This window comes from Collinsella sp. SGI.095, from assembly GCF_050314535.1.
Taxonomy (GTDB): domain Bacteria; phylum Actinomycetota; class Coriobacteriia; order Coriobacteriales; family Coriobacteriaceae; genus Collinsella.
Genome location: NZ_JBNPNG010000007.1, coordinates 59,266 through 75,768, shown reverse-complemented (window position 1 = coordinate 75,768; position 16,503 = coordinate 59,266). Strand labels below are relative to the sequence as shown.

Annotated in this window: 12 protein-coding genes and 1 tRNA gene; 5 read left to right on the top strand and 8 right to left on the bottom strand. The window is 58.3% G+C overall.

Translation table 11 applies throughout. From position 1 onward, the window contains the following. Positions 1-31 precede the first annotated feature (31 nt). Positions 32-1,471, top strand: a complete 1,440-nt coding sequence (lacG, locus tag ACQRCA_RS04470) for a 6-phospho-beta-galactosidase (protein ID WP_154514977.1) — start codon at positions 32-34, stop codon at positions 1,469-1,471. 357 nt (positions 1,472-1,828) lie between these two features. On the opposite strand, the gene ACQRCA_RS04465 is transcribed toward lacG (ACQRCA_RS04470), so the two are convergent. Next, on the bottom strand, positions 1,829-2,830 hold the full coding sequence (locus tag ACQRCA_RS04465) for a LacI family DNA-binding transcriptional regulator (protein WP_427718983.1): 1,002 nt from the start codon (positions 2,828-2,830) through the stop codon (positions 1,829-1,831). A gap of 284 nt (positions 2,831-3,114) precedes the next feature. Here ACQRCA_RS04465 and ACQRCA_RS04460 point away from each other — a divergent pair, with 284 nt between their 5' ends. Then, positions 3,115-4,872, top strand: coding sequence for a PTS lactose transporter subunit IIBC (locus ACQRCA_RS04460; RefSeq protein WP_427718981.1), 1,758 nt, complete (start codon positions 3,115-3,117; stop codon positions 4,870-4,872). A 75-nt stretch (positions 4,873-4,947) separates the two neighbouring features. After that, complete coding sequence (lacG, locus tag ACQRCA_RS04455) at positions 4,948-6,369, top strand: 6-phospho-beta-galactosidase (protein WP_427718979.1); 1,422 nt, start codon at positions 4,948-4,950, stop codon at positions 6,367-6,369. A gap of 512 nt (positions 6,370-6,881) precedes the next feature. Here lacG (ACQRCA_RS04455) and ACQRCA_RS04450 read toward each other — a convergent pair. Beyond that, entirely contained in the window at positions 6,882-7,646 is a 765-nt protein-coding gene (locus tag ACQRCA_RS04450) for a DeoR/GlpR family DNA-binding transcription regulator (RefSeq protein ID WP_427718976.1), read from the bottom strand. A 205-nt stretch (positions 7,647-7,851) separates the two neighbouring features. Between ACQRCA_RS04450 and ACQRCA_RS04445 the strand changes: the two genes are divergently transcribed. Both ACQRCA_RS04445 and ACQRCA_RS04440 read left to right on the top strand, forming a co-directional pair. Continuing rightward, positions 7,852-8,904, top strand: coding sequence for an aldose epimerase family protein (locus ACQRCA_RS04445; protein ID WP_427718974.1), 1,053 nt, complete (start codon positions 7,852-7,854; stop codon positions 8,902-8,904). 206 nt (positions 8,905-9,110) lie between these two features. After that, a tRNA-Thr gene (locus ACQRCA_RS04440) sits at positions 9,111-9,186 on the top strand. A 212-nt stretch (positions 9,187-9,398) separates the two neighbouring features. On the opposite strand, the gene ACQRCA_RS04435 is transcribed toward ACQRCA_RS04440, so the two are convergent. The 6 genes from ACQRCA_RS04435 to ACQRCA_RS04410 all read right to left on the bottom strand — a co-directional run bounded on the left by ACQRCA_RS04435 (position 9,399) and on the right by ACQRCA_RS04410 (position 16,502). Further along, entirely contained in the window at positions 9,399-9,872 is a 474-nt protein-coding gene (locus ACQRCA_RS04435; RefSeq protein WP_117778978.1) for a YhcH/YjgK/YiaL family protein, read from the bottom strand. Positions 9,873-9,904: 32 nt separating this feature from the next. Then, entirely contained in the window at positions 9,905-11,074 is a 1,170-nt protein-coding gene (gene nagA, locus ACQRCA_RS04430; RefSeq protein WP_427718971.1) for an N-acetylglucosamine-6-phosphate deacetylase, read from the bottom strand. Positions 11,075-11,217: 143 nt separating this feature from the next. Then, the gene (locus ACQRCA_RS04425; RefSeq protein ID WP_427718969.1) at positions 11,218-11,949 is read right to left on the bottom strand and encodes a GntR family transcriptional regulator; all 732 of its coding nucleotides are present in this window, start codon (positions 11,947-11,949) and stop codon (positions 11,218-11,220) included. 232 nt (positions 11,950-12,181) lie between these two features. Beyond that, positions 12,182-13,672: a PTS transporter subunit EIIC gene (locus tag ACQRCA_RS04420; protein ID WP_427718966.1), complete on the bottom strand. Its 1,491-nt coding sequence runs from the start codon at positions 13,670-13,672 to the stop codon at positions 12,182-12,184. A 532-nt stretch (positions 13,673-14,204) separates the two neighbouring features. Beyond that, positions 14,205-15,290: a hypothetical protein gene (locus ACQRCA_RS04415; protein ID WP_427718965.1), complete on the bottom strand. Its 1,086-nt coding sequence runs from the start codon at positions 15,288-15,290 to the stop codon at positions 14,205-14,207. A gap of 126 nt (positions 15,291-15,416) precedes the next feature. After that, positions 15,417-16,502 (bottom strand): isocitrate/isopropylmalate dehydrogenase family protein, encoded by a 1,086-nt coding sequence (locus tag ACQRCA_RS04410; RefSeq protein WP_427718963.1) that lies wholly within the window; start codon positions 16,500-16,502, stop codon positions 15,417-15,419. Position 16,503: the final 1 nt, after the last annotated feature.

Sequence of the window (16,503 nt, the reverse complement as noted above, 5' to 3'; positions counted from 1 at the left end):
CTGGCCCTTCGATTTAGACGATTGGATCATCATGTCCGTTAACCCTGCTAGCGTCACCAACCCGCCTGCGCAGTTTCCCGAGGACTTTGTCTTTGGCGGCGCCACTGCTGCCTACCAGGTAGAGGGCGAGACCCGCACCCACGGTAAAGGCAAGGTTGCCTGGGACGACTTCCTGGAGGCCCAGGGGCGCTTTTCCCCCGATCCCGCTTCGGACTTCTACAACCAGTACCCCGTCGATCTGGAGCTGTGCGAGGAGTTCGGCATCAACGGCATTCGCCTCTCCATTGCCTGGAGCCGCATCTTCCCCAACGGCACCGGCGAGATCAACCCCGAGGGCGTGCAGTTCTACCACGATCTCTTCGCCGAGTGCCACAAGCACCACGTTGAGCCGTTTGTCACGCTGCATCACTTCGACACGCCGCTTGCCCTCTTTGAGAAGGGCGACTTCCTCAACCGCGAGACCATCGATGCCTTTGTGGACTTTGCCACCTTCTGCTTTAAGGAGTACGCCGACCAGGTGACCTACTGGTTCACCTTTAACGAGATTTGGGCCGATGCCTCCAACACCTACATCGAGGGCACCTTCCCCGGCGGCGTCAAGGCGCATCTGGCCGAGGCTTTCCAGTGCGAGCACAACATGATGCTCGCCCACGCCAAGGCCGTACTGGCCTTCCACAACGGCGGTTTTAAGGGCAAGATCGGCGTCATTCAGTCGTTGGAGTTTAAGTATCCGCTCAACGAGAACGACCCCGCCGACATCAAAGCCGCCAACAACGAGCACGTGTTGCAGAACCAGTTCTTGCTCGACGCCACCTTCCGCGGCGACTACGCGCCCGACACCCTCGAGTGCGCCAACCGTCTGGCTGCCGTCTCGGGCGGCACCATCGAGATCCTGGACGAGGACCTCGAGATTATGCGCGAGGCCGCGCTCTACAACGACTACCTGGGCGTCAACAACTACCAGTGCCGCTTCTTGAAGGCTTACGACGGCGAGAACGACCTGCACCACAACGGTACGGGCGAGAAGGGCACCGGCCGCTGGCGCGTTAAGGGTATTGGCGAGCACGTGAACAAGCCTGGCATCCCCACCACCGACTGGGACTGGATCATCTATCCCGAGGGCCTGTTCGATCTGCTCGTCTACATTAAGCAGCGCTACCCCAACTACAAGCAGATCTTCATTACAGAAAACGGCATGGGCTACAAGGACCCCTACAAGGACGGTTTTGTGGACGACCAGCCGCGCATCGACTACATCGAGCAGCACTTGCGCTGGCTGCTCAAGGCCATGGAGGTGGGCGTCAACGTGGGCGGCTACTTCCTGTGGAGTCTGCAGGATCAGTTCTCCTGGACCAATGGTTACAACAAGCGCTATGGCTTCTTCTACGTTGACTTTGAAACCCAGAAGCGCACGCCCAAGGCAAGCGCCTACTGGTACAAGCACGTGGCGCAGACCCGTCGTCTGGACTAGCGGCTGGCGACCAGCGGAATTGCCCCGCTCACATAACCTGTCCCCATTTCTCAGCCGGGGGTGGCACGTCACACGGCGCGCCGCCCCCGGCCTTTTGTTTTTGTTCGGCTGGGGGGCCGTTTGTCTCGATCTGTAACATCTAGCCGAGTTTTTGGTCCCTAGCTGTTACAAATCAAGACAAACCGGGAAGACGGGACCGAATTGTCTAAATCTGTAACACTAAAACCGGTTTTGGACGTCTGGTTGTTACAGATTGAGATAAACGCACAGGACAATCCTCTCAATCTCGATCTGTAACATCTAGCCGAGTATTTCGGTCCTAACTGTTACAGATTGAGATGAACGAGCCGAGCACGTCTACGCCCGCAGGTCTTTCACGCTGGAACGCTCGATCAGCACGCCCGACACAAGCGTACGGCTTCTGGAGCTCGGAGCCTCAAGGCCTGCGACGACCTCGTTAAGCGCACGGATGCCCAGCTCGCGGTGGCGAAACTTCACCGACGTCAGAATCGAGTTGGGAATCGTCTTGTAGAGCTCATCGTCGAAGCCGATCACGGACACGTCGTCGGGCACACTGAGCCCTTTGTCACGTAGAGCCATCATCACGCCGTTTGCCATGCAGTCGTTAGCAGCGAGGACCGCCGTGCAGTCGGGTTTATCGGCAAGCACAAGGCCCGCGGCATAGCCACTATCCGCATTCCAATCACCTTGCAGAGGCTCGGGCGGCTCAATGCCACGCGTCTCGAGTGCTGCACGCCAACCTTTCATACGGCACTGGCTCGACAGCGACTCTTTTTTACCAGAAACGAAATACACGTTCTTGTGCCCGCGATTTAAGAAGTACTCGCACGCCATGCGCGCACCGTCCTCTTGATCGTCACTAACGGTAGAGCAGGTAGGATGTTCCATCGGCGTGATAATCACCGTCTTGAGGTCTTTCGGCGCCTCAAAGGTATCAAAGTCATCGACCATTTGACGCAGGTTGAAGATCATGCCGTCGACGGGAAGCTGCGACATCCTGCGCGCCGCTTCGGCAAGGGTCATCTTCTCCCCCGCCCGCTTTTTGATCATCGTGAGCGCAAAGCCTCGCTCTTCGGCGGCATCGGCGATTCCGTCAATCATGTCCACGGCGCCGCCCGACAAGTGGAACAGCACGACGCCGATGCACCCGTAACGGCCCAACTTGAGTGAACGCGCGGCAAAGTTCGCCCGGAACCCAAGCGCCTCCATGGCAGCATGGACCCTATCGCGCGTCGACTCGCGCACGCTATCGGGCTCGTTGATCACGCGCGACACCGTCTTGAGAGAAACACCCGCGGCAATCGCCACATCGTTCATCGAGACGTTTTTCTTGTCCATCGTTGCCACTGCTTCTCCAGTCGGTTCTCTATCGCTTGTTTTTTGCGTTCTAGCATACACTACCTACCCGACTGACAAATCAGCCGTTTATCGGACAATATCGACCGTTCACCCGTAAATCCTTGTTGCTCTTCCAAAAATGTCTTACGTTGTCATTAACGAAATGACAACGTTGTCATTTCGCAATGCCTTCCTTAAGCGGGAAGGTTTCCGGGCAGTCCTGACCATCCACCGACGACCAGTTCCATCCACATGCATCGCGCATCAAGTAACAAAGGAGCTTTATGGACGCCATCGTAAAGATGCTCGAAAAGCATCAACCATTCTTTGAGAAGATCTCGAGGAACATCTACCTCCAGGCCATCAAGGACGGATTCCTTGGGTGCATGCCCATTGTCCTCACCTCTTCGATCTTCCTGTTGATCGCCACCCTTCCTGGCGTAGTTGGCATCACGCTGCCCCAGCCGCTCATCGACTGGTGCAACAAGCTGTACAACTTCACCATGGGCGTTATGGGCATCATGGTTGCCGGCACCACCGCCAAGAACTTCACGGCTTCCATGAACCGTCGCATGCCCGCCGGCAAGGTGCTCAACGACGGCTCCACCATGGTAGCCGCCCAGTGCAGCATGCTGCTGCTCGCTGTTACGCAGTTCACCACCAAGTTCGACGGCTCCGAGCTTTCGGTCTTCGATTGCACCAGCATGGGTACGCGCGGTCTGTTCTCGGCCTATATCGCCGCGTTCATTACCGTGTGGGTCTATAAGTTCTGCGTCTCGCGCGATCTGACCATTAAGCTGCCCAAGGAGGTTCCGGGCGCCATCGCTCAGAACTTCCGCGACATCATCCCCTTTGGCGGCGCCGTCATCATCTGCGGCATCATCGATGTCGTCGTGCGCAACCTCATGGGCGTTCCGTTCTCCGAGCTGCTCATCAAACTGCTCTCCCCGCTCTTTACCGCTGCAGAAACCTATCCTGGCCTTATCCTTATCCAGGCAGCCACCGCGTTCTTCTGGTTCATCGGTGTCCATGGTCCTTCGATTGTCCAGCCGGGCATCGACCCCATCCGTCTTGCCAACCAGGCCGAGAACCTGCAGGTTCTGCTGGCCGGTGGTCACCCCGCCCATTCCCTCACCTTCAACATGTCGCTCGTGGGTGAGTTCGGCGGCACCGGCGCCACGTTCATCGTGCCGCTTCTGCTGATTCTCTTCATGAAGTCCAAGCAGCTCAAAGCCGTCGGTAAGGCTTCGATTGTTCCTGTTGCCTTCGCCGTCAACGAACCGCTGCTCTTTGGCGCGCCGATGATCCTTAACCCCTACATGCTCATCCCCTTTGTTGCCGCCGGCTGCGTCAACGTGAGTGTTGCCAAGTTCTTTATCGATAACGTGGGCATGAACGGCTTCTCCTTCGTGGTGCCTTGGGCTACCCCTGCCCCCATCGGCATTTTCATCACCACGAACTTCCAGCTTATCGCCCTGGTATTTGTCGCGATCATCATCTTGCTAGACGCCATCATCTACCTGCCGTTCTTGAAGGCATACGACAAGCTGCTCTGCGACCAGGAGGCCGAGCGCGCCGCCGAGCTGGGTCTTGAGTCCGACGGTGCTGCCACCATCGCCGCCAGCACCTCTGAGCCCGCCGTCGAGCCGACCGCCGCTGCCGCCGACAGCAAGCCTGTCGCCGATCAGCCCGAGCCCGCCGCCGACGCATCCGCCAAGAAGGATGTCGATGGCCTGAAGGTCCTCGTCCTGTGCGCCGGCGCCGGCACCTCTGCCATGCTTGCCAACGCCATCAAGGAAGGTGCCGCGCAGACCGGAGAGAACATCGCTTCCTCCGCGGGCGCCTATGGTCAGCACACTGCCATCATGGATCAGTACGACGTTATCGTGCTTGCCCCGCAGGTTCGTAGCTACTACAACGACATGAAGGCCGACACCGATCGCCTGGGCATTAAGCTGCTCGCCCCGCGCGGTAAGGAATATATCGACCTTACTCGCGACCCCGCTGGCGCCATCAAGTGGCTCCGCGAGAACCTCGACTAGCTCCTCCCTCTGTTGGTGCCCGAATCCTCAGTTCGGGCACCTCTCCCTATTCGTATCCCGCAGAAAGGATGCCTCATGACCAACCCCATGCAGTTCCCCGACGGCTTTGTGTTTGGCGGCGCCACCGCCGCTTACCAGGTTGAGGGCGAGACCCGCACGCACGGCAAGGGCAAAGTGCCCTGGGACGATTTCCTAGCTGCCCAGGGTCGCTTCTCCCCCGATCCTGCAAGCGACTTCTACAACAAATATCCGGTCGATATCGACTTGTGCCAGCGCTTTGGCATTAACGGCATTCGCGTCTCCATCGCTTGGAGCCGCATCTTCCCCAACGGCACTGGTGAGATTAACCCCGAGGGCGTCGCTTTCTATCACGAGCTCTTTGCCACCTGCAACAATGCCGGCGTTATCCCCTATGTCACGCTCGATCACTTCGATACGCCCGAGGCCTTTTACCAGAACGGCGGCGAAGGCTTCCTGACGCGCACGACGATCGACGCCTTTGTCGAGTACGCCAAGTTCTGCTTTGCCGAGTTCACCGAGGTCAAGCACTGGTTTACCTTTAACGAGATTCCCGCGACCGCCGAGGGCAGCTTTATCGTCGGCAACTGGCCGCACGGCGAGAAGTATCGCCTGGACAAGGCCTTCCAGCTTATGCACAACATGATGGTGGCCCACGCCAAGGCCGTCGTCGCCTTCCATGAGGGCGGCTTTGAGGGCGAGATCGGCATTGTCCAGAACCTGGAGCCCAAGTATCCCCTCGACCCCAACAGCGCTGCCGACTGCGAGGCCGCCCGCATGGCCGACGTCATCAACAACCGCTGGGTACTCGATGCCACCTTCCGCGGCCACTATGCAGCCGACACCATGGAAGCCGCAACCAAGCTGGCCCATATCGCCGGCGGCGAGCTCGACGTCCGCGACGAGGACATCGCCGCGCTGACCGCCGCGCTCCCCTACAACGATTGCCTGGGCGTCAACACCTACAAGTGCCAGTTCCTGCGTGCCGCCGAGGGCGAAAACGACATCAACCACAATGGCACCGGCGACAAGGGATCTTCGCGCTGGTTCCTCAAGGGCGTGGGCGAGTCGTGCGTGCGCGAAGGCGTTCCCACCACCGATTGGGACTGGATCATCTATCCCGAGGGCCTGTACGACCTGCTGCTGCGCATTAAGAACGATTACCCCAACTACAAGAAGATCTACATCACCGAGAACGGCATGGGCTATAAGGACGACTTCGAGGATGGCTTTATCGACGACGCCCCTCGTATCGACTACATGCGCCAGCATCTCGCGTGGATCCTCAAGGCAATCGACGGCGGCGTAAACGTCGACGGCTACTTTGTGTGGTCGCTGCAGGACCAGTTCTCCTGGACCAACGGCTACAACAAGCGCTACGGCCTGTTCTACATCGACTTTGAGACCCAGGCCCGCTATCCCAAGGCAAGCGCGTACTGGTACAAGAACGTCGCGGAGACCGGCCTGCTCATGGCCTAACTTTTGCCGCATACCCCCTGTCGGCCGCATGCGAATCCCTCCACGGGATTGCATGCGGCCTTTTTGTTTTGGCGCGGCCCGAGCAGGTCGTTTGTCTCGATTTGTAACATCTAACCGAATATTTCGGCCCTAGCTGTTACAAATCGAGACAAACAGAACGCCCGAGCAGAAATATCTCAATCTGTAACATCTAACTCGCTTTTAACCGTCTAACTGTTACAGATCAAGACAAAGGTGATGGCTGGATAGACAAAATCTCGATCTGTAACACCTAGTCGAGTTTTTAGGTCCTAGCTGTTACAGATTGAGACAAACGGAATAGGCCGAGCCAAAAATCTCGATCTGTAACATCTGACTCGCTTTTGGCCGCCTAGATATCACAGGTTGAGACGATTTGATAGCGAAGTCCCCATTTGCGCGTTATATCGCATAGCGCTGACGCGCCGATTCCCCACAATGACAGGGGGGCAAAAGTCCTCACACAGCGCTTACTAGCAATCCTGCAGCGCTAGCTAGCAGATGATCTGCGTATGCTCCTCGATGGCGGCGCGATCCTCGGCGGCGATACCCGGCTCGCACACCACGGCATCCAGGCTGTCCAGACGGCAGAAGGTGTAGAAGTCGCGCTTGCCAATCTTGCTGGAGTCGGCGATCAGATAGCGCGAGTCAGCCTTGCTAAAAGCGAGCTGCTGGATACGACCCTCTTCCATGTTAGATGTGGACACGTCGCCGTCCAAAATGCCGTTGGCACCGATAAACGCCGCGTCGATACCCAACGCACGCAGGGTATCCTCGGCCGTTGGTCCCACAAAAGCGGCGGTGCGGCGACGATACATGCCGCCCACGAGGCACAGATCGCAGTCCTCGCGCGCCTCGAGCAGGTTAAACACCGAAAGCGAATTGGTCACAATGCGCAGGCGGCACGCCGGCAGCATGGAGGCCATCTGCTCAACCGTGGTGCCCGTACCCAAAAAGATGGTCGAACCTTCCTCGATAAGCTCCACGGCGCGGCGCGCAATCTGCAGCTTTTCCTCGGCATGCTTGGTGCGCTTTTCGCTGTGCGAATACTCATGGCGCAACATAGCGTGGGGACGACCCTGCGCACTGCGGGCGCCGCCGTGCACGCGCTCGATCTCGCCCAGGCTCGCAAGTTCCTCAAGGTCGCGACGGATCGTCATGTCCGAGACGCCCAGCACGTCCGAGATCTCCTTGACCGAGACCGTGCCCTGCTCCTCGAGCAGCTGACGAACCTTATCCTGTCGCTCCGCTTTAATCACGATGAGTCCTCACTGTTCCACGCTCGCGTCAATTCAAACAGTAACGAACAAATTGTATCAGACTCGTGCGCGTCAAAAATGAACGCCCGCACAGCTCCAATCATCACTTTTTTGAGAAAAATACCCCCTGCTTTAGTGGGGTGTAGTGATAATCTCGCCTGTTCGCGCTACAGTTTGTCGGAAATACCTCGATGTTAGGAACCAAATGATCACTTCTGAGCTTTTCGGCGCCGCGCCGTGCGGTACCCCCGTTCATCGTTACACCCTCAACGGGCCCGAGATCTGCGTTCGCATTATGGACTATGGCGCCACCGTGCTGGGTATCGATGTGCCCGACATTCCCGGCAACGTGCGCGATGTGGTGCTGGGCTTCGATAAGCTCGAGGATTACTTTGACAACCCCGCCTGCTTTGGCGCGACCATCGGCCCCGTGGCAAACCGCACCGCGGGCGCCACGATCACCATCGACGGTACGGACTGGCATATGCCCGCCAACGAGGGCGCCAACAACCTGCACAGCGATCTTGAGCACGGCCTGCACAAGCGCGTGTGGGATGTTGAGCTCGACGAGGCCCACAACGCCGTGCGCATGACCACCTCACTTGAGGATGGCGAGTTGGGCCTGCCCGGCAACCGTACCTTTACGGCCGTGTTTACCGTGACGCACACCGGCCGCCTCCGTATCGAATATGGCTGCGAGAGCGACCGCGCCACGTACGTGTCCATGACCAACCACACGTACTTTAACCTTGCCGGCCATAACGCCGGCATGGACTGTGAGCACTTCTTTGTTGCTAACGCTGCCCACTACCTGCCCATTGATGACCAGAACATTCCTACTGGCGAGATTGCTCCGGTCGAGGGAACACCGTTTGATTTTCGCGAGTTACGCCCCGTCGCGCCCGGCATGGAGGCCGACGATCCGCAGATCAAGCAGGCACGCGGCTACGACCACTGCCTGTGCATCGATGGCTATCAGTACGGCCGCAACCTGCGTCGCGCTCTGCATGTCGAGGAGATGTGGACCGGCCGCGAGCTGGACTACTACACCACCGCCCCGGGCGTGCAGCTCTACACCGGCAACTGGCTAGGCGACGAGCACGCCAAGGACGATGCCAACTACGGCTGGGGCGCCGGCTTTGCCCTCGAGGCCGAGATGTACCCCGACACGCCGCACCGCCCGCTGTTCCCCCAGGGCATCGTGGGCCCGGGTCATCCCTACAGCAATGTGATCGAATACCACTTTATGAGGCACTAAGCTCATAACGCAACATATCGCACAGAAGCGCCCGCCGGCACACCGCCGACGGGCGTTTTTCTACCTAGTTGTAGGCAACCAGGCACATCCCGGCTTGAATGATTAGTGCATTTAACGTGAGAAAAGCCATCAGAACACTTGCGCGGATTTGCGATGTCCCGTATCATAGACAGCCGTTGACGCCTCAGCTGCGTCACCACATGGCCGCCAGCGTAGCTCAGTTGGTAGAGCACCGCTCTCGTAAAGCGGGGGTCACCGGTTCGAGCCCGGTCGCTGGCTCCATTGCACAAGACAGCCGCCTTCGGGCGGCTTTTTTGTTTTCGATTTTGAGTGCGCGTGCCAATCCACGCATCGCAACAGCGTCAGCTCCCCTATTCAAAAACAGAAACCCCGTTAATCGTGATTCCCCTAGGAAAAACACGATTAACGGGGTCGTAGCGTGATTCCCTTAGGGAAAACACGCCATCAGACGAACGGCTCAGTCGGGCAGTTCGCTACTCCTCCCAGTAGGCGTCTGCAAGCAGCTTAAAGCAGATCTTCTTGACCGGCTGCGCGCCATCGCCCGGGAACTCGAGCGTGGGCATGTGAGGCTCGCCGGCAACGAACAGCGCGAACTTGTCGTCGGCAAGATCGCCGGCGATCGAGGCGTCGGAATCGACCAGATCGTAGTCGTCCTTCTCGTCAAACTCCTGGACCAGCGTCAGGCTGCCCGTAGCGACCTTAAAGGCCTCGCGACCCTCGACGTCGATTTGCAGGTCGTGATAGCGCTGATGCGTCTCATAGTGAGCCTCGGCCTCGGGACGCGTCGTGGGAGCCATGACGTTCGCAAAGACCTTGTCGCCCAAAATCGGATGGCTGCCGACCTCGAGCTCCGCCGGGTCGTTCTCCTCGAGCCAGTCGATCAGCACGTCGAGGCCCTTGAGCATTCCGCGGTACTCCTCGATATCGCCCAATGCACCGTAAATCATCTAAATCCCCTCTCGGATCGTTTCTTTGGCGGTTACTCGGCAAACGCGTTACCGACGCTGTTGCCACCCACATACGTCTCGACCAGGGTAAGGTCGGGATTGAACACGACAAAATCGGCATCGCGGCCAGGCATAATGCTGCCACATTTATCCTCGACGTGAGCAGAGCGCGCGGGCACCTCGGTCGCCATGCGAATTGCGATATCGGCGCTCGCGAGACCCCAGTCGACAATGTTCTTGACACCCTGTGCGAGCGTGAGCACCGAGCCGGCGATAGCAGAGCCATCGGCAAGCCAGCAAAGGTTGTCCTTCATAATGACATCCATGCCACCGCTGGTGTACTTGCCCTCGGGCATGCCGCCGCAACCCAGGCAGTCGGTGATCAGCACTGTGTGCTGCCAGCCCTTGGCCTGCAGCAGCGCCTTAATAGCAGCAGGGTTCACGTGTTTGCCGTCGCAAATGATCTCGGCATAGGTGTTGGGCGTGGTCATAGCGGCCCCGACGACACCGGGCTCACGGTGATGCAGACCGCGCTGGCCGTTGTAGGTATGCGTAAAGCAGCTGGCGCCAGCATTGATGGCGGCAGCACACTCATCATAGGTGGCATCAGAGTGGCCGATGCAGGTCACGACGCCCTTTGCGCTCAGAGCCGCGGCGTAAGCGGCGGCGCCGTCACGCTCGGCCGCCATAGCGCTCTTGACGATTCGACCGCCGGCGGCCTCCTGCCACTCGTCAAAAACTTTCTCGGACGGGCCGATCAGATAAGCAGGGTTCTGGGCGCCCACATGCTTCATGGTAAAGAACGGACCCTCCAGGTAGATGCCCTGAATACGAGCACCGCAGAACTCAGGTCCGCGCTCCTCGTCCGCCTGTGCAATGGCAGCGCAGGCGTCCTTGATCTGCTCCACGCCGTCGGTAAAGGTCGTAGGCAGCCAGCTGGTGGTGCCACGACGAGCGAGCTCGGTCGAGCTGATGTTGATACCCTCGGCATCATTATCGGTCGTGGCATGGTTATAGAAGCCATGAATGTGGGTGTCCACCATGCCCGGCGCAATCCATGTACCCGAATAATCTTTGATCTCACAAGCGGGCTCATCGGCCTGCCAAGCGCCAAAGACGCCATCTTCGACCATGAGGTAGCCGCCCAGCTGCGGCCCCGCCGGCAAAAAGAACTTGTCGGCCTTGATAGCATACGTGCTCATCTATGCTCCCGTACCCGCAGTGCGTTTTAGGGCGGATCAAAAACCACTGCATTGTTAATTCGAGCGATTGTTCGTTGCCTTCTACCGCTTGGCGCATTTTGCACCCGCCGCAAAACACACCAAGCCGTTTATACCCAATAACTCTAGACTGCGCGGTTGTGGTAGACCTTGTATTTAAACTGGTCGGCGCGCGCAACCGAACGCGTATACTCGATAACCTCGTTGTTCATGTCATATGTGGTACGAATCAAATCCAGGACCGGTGCGCCTTCGGCAATCTCGAGCAGACGGGCGTCGGAATGGCGGGCGATACTCGCGTAGAATTCTTCCTCTGCCACGCGAACTTTCTCGTGAAAGTCCTGCTCGATCATGTCGTACAGCGATTTGTTCTCGATCATGGGGCGCTTAAGCGCAAAGAACTTGCGACTCGGCAGATATGTACACTCAATCATCAGCGGCACACAATCGGCAATACGCAGGCGCTTGATCTTGTACAGACGCTCGCCAAGACGCGCGTTCATCTCTACGGCAATATTCTTGTCAGCCTCGACCTCGGTAAACTCAAGAATCGTCGTCTTGGGCACACGGCCGATCGCCTTCATCTGCTCGGTAAAGCTATAGATTTGCGAGAGGTTTGCCGTTTGCAAAGAGCGGTCGCACACCATGGTTCCACGGCCGCGCTGACGAACCACCAGGCCCAGGCGCTCAAGCTCCTGCAGGGCAAGGCGAACCGTCGTACGCGAGAGCCCGTAGCGTTCCGACAGGTCACGCTCGGACGGCAAATAGTCGCCGGGTCGAAGTTCGTGATCGATTTTATCGGTCAGCAAATCGACGAGCTGATCGTACAGAGGCTGTTTGCGCGCTCCCATTGCCATGATGATACCTGCCGGATAAATGACTCGAAATTGGTTGCAACCAGACACCACGTACTATAGCAGTTTTAACGGAATAACAGCAGGTCAACCAGCACATTGCAATATTGTTTGCCGGTTATTTGCCCGTGTACTGTAATACCAATCGCACCGCCTCATCAAGTATCGAGGTAGCAAAAAGGGCCGCCCCCGCGGAGCGGGACGACCCTTTGCAAGACACGTACGTCTCTAAGGCTTAGAGAAGCTTCTTGAGCTCCTCGGCAACAGCCTGGACCTGCGTACCGATGATGACCTGGGTAGCACCCTTGTCCATCTTCATAACGCCCAGAGCGCCAGCCTTCTTGCAGGCAGCCTCGTCGACCAGAGCGGAATCGCCGAGCTCGAAGCGAAGGCGAGTAGCGCAGCAGTCAACGGTCTTAACGTTCTCCTTGCCACCGACGGCAGCGAGAACAGCGGCGGCCAGAGCGGCGAACTTGTCGTCGCCAGCAGCGGCGGAAGCGGAGGTTTCCTCGACATCCTCATCCTCGCGACCAGGGGTCATGAGGTTGAACTTGGTGATGGCGAAGCGGAACACGAGGTAGAAGACCAGGAAGGCAGCGATGCCCAGCGGGATGATCATCCAGGTGTTGGCAGCAGCCGGGAGGCTAGCGGAGAACAGGAGGTCGGTAGCGCCAGCAGAGAAGCAGAAGCCAGCACGGAAACCAACATAGTAGGTGATGATGGTGAAGATGCCGTACAGGGCAGCGTACACAACGTAGAGCGGGAAGCACAGGAACATGAAGCCGAACTCGAAGGGCTCGGTGACGCCACAGACGAAGGCGCAGATGGCGGCGGAGACAACCAGGCCGATAGCAGCCTTCTTGTTCTTAGCGGTCTGAACCATAGCCAGGGCAGCGCCCGGGATACCGAACATCATGCAGGGGAAGAAGCCAGACATGTACATGCCGAGGCTCCACTTGACGTCGGCAGAGGTCTCGCCAGCCCAGAAGTGGGTCAGGTCGCCAAGGCCGATGGTGTCGAACCAGAACACGTTGTTCAGAGCATGGTGGAGACCAGTCGGGATGAGCAGGCGGTTGAGGAAGGCGTAGATGCCAGCGCCGATGCCACCCATAGCAGCGATACCCTCGCCCAGAGCGACGAGCGCACCGAAGATGAGGGGCCAAGCGAAGAGCAGGACGACGGAAACGACGATGCAGATGACAGCAGTCATGATGGCGACGCAACGCTTGCCGGAGAAGAAGGCCAGCCAGTCGGGAAGACGGGTGTCCTTGAACTTGTTGTAGCAGGTGCCACCGATGATGGCGGACAGGATACCAATGAAGGAGTTACCAGCGATCTTGGAGAACGCGATGCCCTCGGTAGTGGCGAGCCAAGCGGTCTGGGCGTCGGCATCCATACCACGGATAGTGCCAACAACGGCAGGGTTCAGGAGCTGCTGAATCATCAGGAAGGCGACGAGGCCAGCGAGGCCAGCGGTGCCATCGTGATCGTCGGCAAGGCCGACAGCGGCGCCGACTGCGAACAGCCAGGCCATGTTATCGATAAGAGCGCCGCCTGCCTTGATGAGCAGGAAACCGGCGGTATAGGCAAAACCGGTAGTGTCACCGGCAGCACCCATGACTGCGGGAGCGAGCAGGTAGCCCACGCCCATAAGAATACCTGCGACGGGAAGCGCCGCGACGGGAAGCATCAGCGCTTTGCCGAGCTTCTGGAGGTACTTCATCATATGGTATCTCCTCCAACCTTTCTTTCGTTGTTCACCAACGAGTTCCATGTCCGCGCCTTGTGCATACCGGCTTCTCCGCTTGCCGGCATTGGTGCGCAAACTTAGACAACCCAGTCCCTATTTGGGGTTGCTGGTATGTACGGTAGCACACACTCAATTCAAACGTCCACCACATTTCGTTCAAATTACTATTTCGTTGCCAAACGGTTTTTTTTGGCCCGTAAACGGTAATTTACGCAGGTAAACGTGCTGTGTTTCTTTCATTACCAAACTAATTCTTAGCAATTTCCATTCGATTTCGAATCAAAATTGGTTACTACCAGATGAACAGTGGTACCACATTGTTACTACCAGTTTGGCCGAAATCGTTTTCACTTTACATGAATAAAGTCTCCAAGAATTTGTATATTAAACCCCTCCTACTCTCTCTTCCCCGCCCTTTCCTCCAACGCAAAAAGCCCCCTAGAACGATGTCCGCTCTAGGGGGCTTCGGCAGATATTTCGGCTTCGTACTCGAAGGCTCAGGCAATCTTTACGCAAACAGGCCGTAGATGCTGATATTGGCCTTGGCGTAGAGGCCGTTGGCGTACTCGGTCCACTTGGAGCTGGCGCTCGAAGCCTGCGAAGAGTACTGCTGGTAGGCGGTGTAATAGGCGGTCATGGCCTGCTTATAGGTAGCGCTATCGGCCGTAAAGGCATCGTCGGCAAAAGCCTTAGCGTAGGTGCTATCGGCGTCCTTCCAGGTACCCTTCTTGCTATCCCACTCGTCACCGGCAAGGTTGATGATGTAATCGGCGTAGTCCTTGCTCGCGGTGTCCTCGTTGCCGTCAGAAGGCTCGGTCGGAGCGATCGGCATACTAGCGGAGCTATCGCCCACCTTCTTCTTGTAGAGCTTCTGCAGCGTTGCGGACTGGCGGACGATCTGCTTGGCCTGGTCCTTGGACACGCCATACTGCGTGGCCATGGTCTTGTAGTCCGAAGTGCCGATAGAATCCTCGGCGTACTTCTTCATCTCCTTAGAAGAGACGGTGATGCCCTCGTCCTCGGCGGCGTCGAGCAGAATCTGGTTGCGCACGTAGGACAGGATAACGTCGGCAGAGGGAGCGGTGTAGTTGCCATCGCTATCCTTGACGGTATCAAGGCTGTACTGGCTCTCGATGGCCTCGCGCGCGGTGATGTCGCTCTTCTTGCCGTTGTAGCTGTAGCTTGCCACGGTCGAATCGAGCTGGTCCTCGGTGAGGGTCGCCGAGCCGACGCCCTTGCCGCCAAAACCACCGTTGCCGATAAAGAAGCCGACCACAGCAGCGATCACGATGGCGACCACAAAGGCGGCAATCATCGTCTTCTTGTGCTTGGATGTGCTGTCGTCCACGTCGGAGTCATCGTCCTCGTCCTGCTCCTCAGGCATGAGGTTCTCGTCGGCGGCATCCGCGGCAATCTGAGCCTCCAGGCGGGCGTCCTCCTCCTCGGCGGTCGTGCCGGCAGCAATGTGCTCGGCAGACGTACCTGCGACCAGATCGATCTTCTCGTCCTCGTCACCGTCGGGGCCTTCGCCGCGCTCGATGATCTGGATGCCGTCGATCTCGTCCTTTTCGTCCTTCTTTTGAATCAGACCCATATCAGTTACTCCTTGTTAAGAAACATAGTCCTCAATAGAATACGCCCGACAGAGCGCCGGGCGTATTCATTCTCAGGTTATCCGCAAACGTATAAGTACCGCTTAGGCGTTTGAAGCCGTATCCCCTTAGGCAAGATGCGCGATAACGGCATCGGCAAAGGCCTGCGTGCCCACGGCACCCTCAATGGAGCCGGTCTGGGCACGACGCACGTCACCGGTAACCTGCTCGCCCTCGTCGAGCGTGGCAGATACGGCGGCGCGAATGCGATTGGCAGCGTCGTTCTCGCCCAGGTGATCGAGCATCATAGCCGCAGACAGAATCTCGGCCGTGGGGTTAGCGATATCCTGACCAGCGATATCGGGCGCGGAGCCATGCGTGGCCTCAAAGATGGCACAGTCGGCTCCGATATTGGAGCCGGGGGCCATGCCAAGGCCGCCTACAAGACCGGCGCACAAGTCGCTGACAATGTCGCCATACAAATTGGGCAGGACCAGAACATCGAAGTCGTTGGGGTTCTGAACCAGACCCATGCAGGTGGCGTCGACGATCTTGTCGTTGAACTCGATATCGGGATAGTTGGCAGCCACCTCGCGAGCCACGCGCAGGAACAGGCCGTCAGTCGCCTTCATGATGTTGGCCTTATGCACGGCCGTCACCTTTTTGCGGCCGCAGCGGCGAGCATACTCAAAGGCGTACTCCACAATACGGCGGCTCTTGGCGATGGAGATGGGCTTGATCGAGATGGCGGAATCCGCGGCGAAGGTTTTCTGACCCGAGCACTCGACAAGCTGTGAAAGCTCCTCGACCTCGGCAGCGCCCTCGTCGAACTCAATACCAGCGTAGAGGTCCTCGGTGTTCTCGCGCACGATAACCAGGTCGACATCGCGGAAGCGCGAGCCATCGCCCGGTTGCGACAGGCAGGGGCGCACGCAGGCGTACAGGTCGAAGTACTTACGCAGGGCAACGTTGACGCTGCGGAACCCCGTACCGACCGGCGTGGTGATGGGGCCCTTGATGGCAACTTTGGTCTGGGCGACGGCATCGAGCACATGCTGGGGCAGCGGCGTGCCAAACTCGTCCATGACGCCGGCACCGGCCTCCTGGACGTTCCAATTGATCTGGACACCGGCGGCCTCGACCACGCGGCGCATGGCCTGCGTAATCTCGGGACCGATACCGTCACCGGGAATCAGGACTACATCGTGCGCCATA

Bases quoted from the DNA above. Each gene is read 5' to 3' on its own strand.
- lacG (WP_154514977.1), top strand. From the start codon at position 32: ATGTCCGTTAACCCTGCTAGCGTCACCAACCCGCCTGCGCAGTTTCCC.
- ACQRCA_RS04465 (WP_427718983.1), bottom strand. From the start codon at position 2,830: ATGGACAAGAAAAACGTCTCGATGAACGATGTGGCGATTGCCGCGGGT.
- ACQRCA_RS04460 (WP_427718981.1), top strand. From the start codon at position 3,115: ATGGACGCCATCGTAAAGATGCTCGAAAAGCATCAACCATTCTTTGAG.
- lacG (WP_427718979.1), top strand. From the start codon at position 4,948: ATGACCAACCCCATGCAGTTCCCCGACGGCTTTGTGTTTGGCGGCGCC.
- ACQRCA_RS04445 (WP_427718974.1), top strand. From the start codon at position 7,852: ATGATCACTTCTGAGCTTTTCGGCGCCGCGCCGTGCGGTACCCCCGTT.
- ACQRCA_RS04435 (WP_117778978.1), bottom strand. From the start codon at position 9,872: ATGATTTACGGTGCATTGGGCGATATCGAGGAGTACCGCGGAATGCTC.
- nagA (WP_427718971.1), bottom strand. From the start codon at position 11,074: ATGAGCACGTATGCTATCAAGGCCGACAAGTTCTTTTTGCCGGCGGGG.
- ACQRCA_RS04425 (WP_427718969.1), bottom strand. From the start codon at position 11,949: ATGGCAATGGGAGCGCGCAAACAGCCTCTGTACGATCAGCTCGTCGAT.
- ACQRCA_RS04420 (WP_427718966.1), bottom strand. From the start codon at position 13,672: ATGATGAAGTACCTCCAGAAGCTCGGCAAAGCGCTGATGCTTCCCGTC.
- ACQRCA_RS04415 (WP_427718965.1), bottom strand. From the start codon at position 15,290: ATGGGTCTGATTCAAAAGAAGGACGAAAAGGACGAGATCGACGGCATC.
- ACQRCA_RS04410 (WP_427718963.1), bottom strand. From the start codon at position 16,502: ATGGCGCACGATGTAGTCCTGATTCCCGGTGACGGTATCGGTCCCGAG.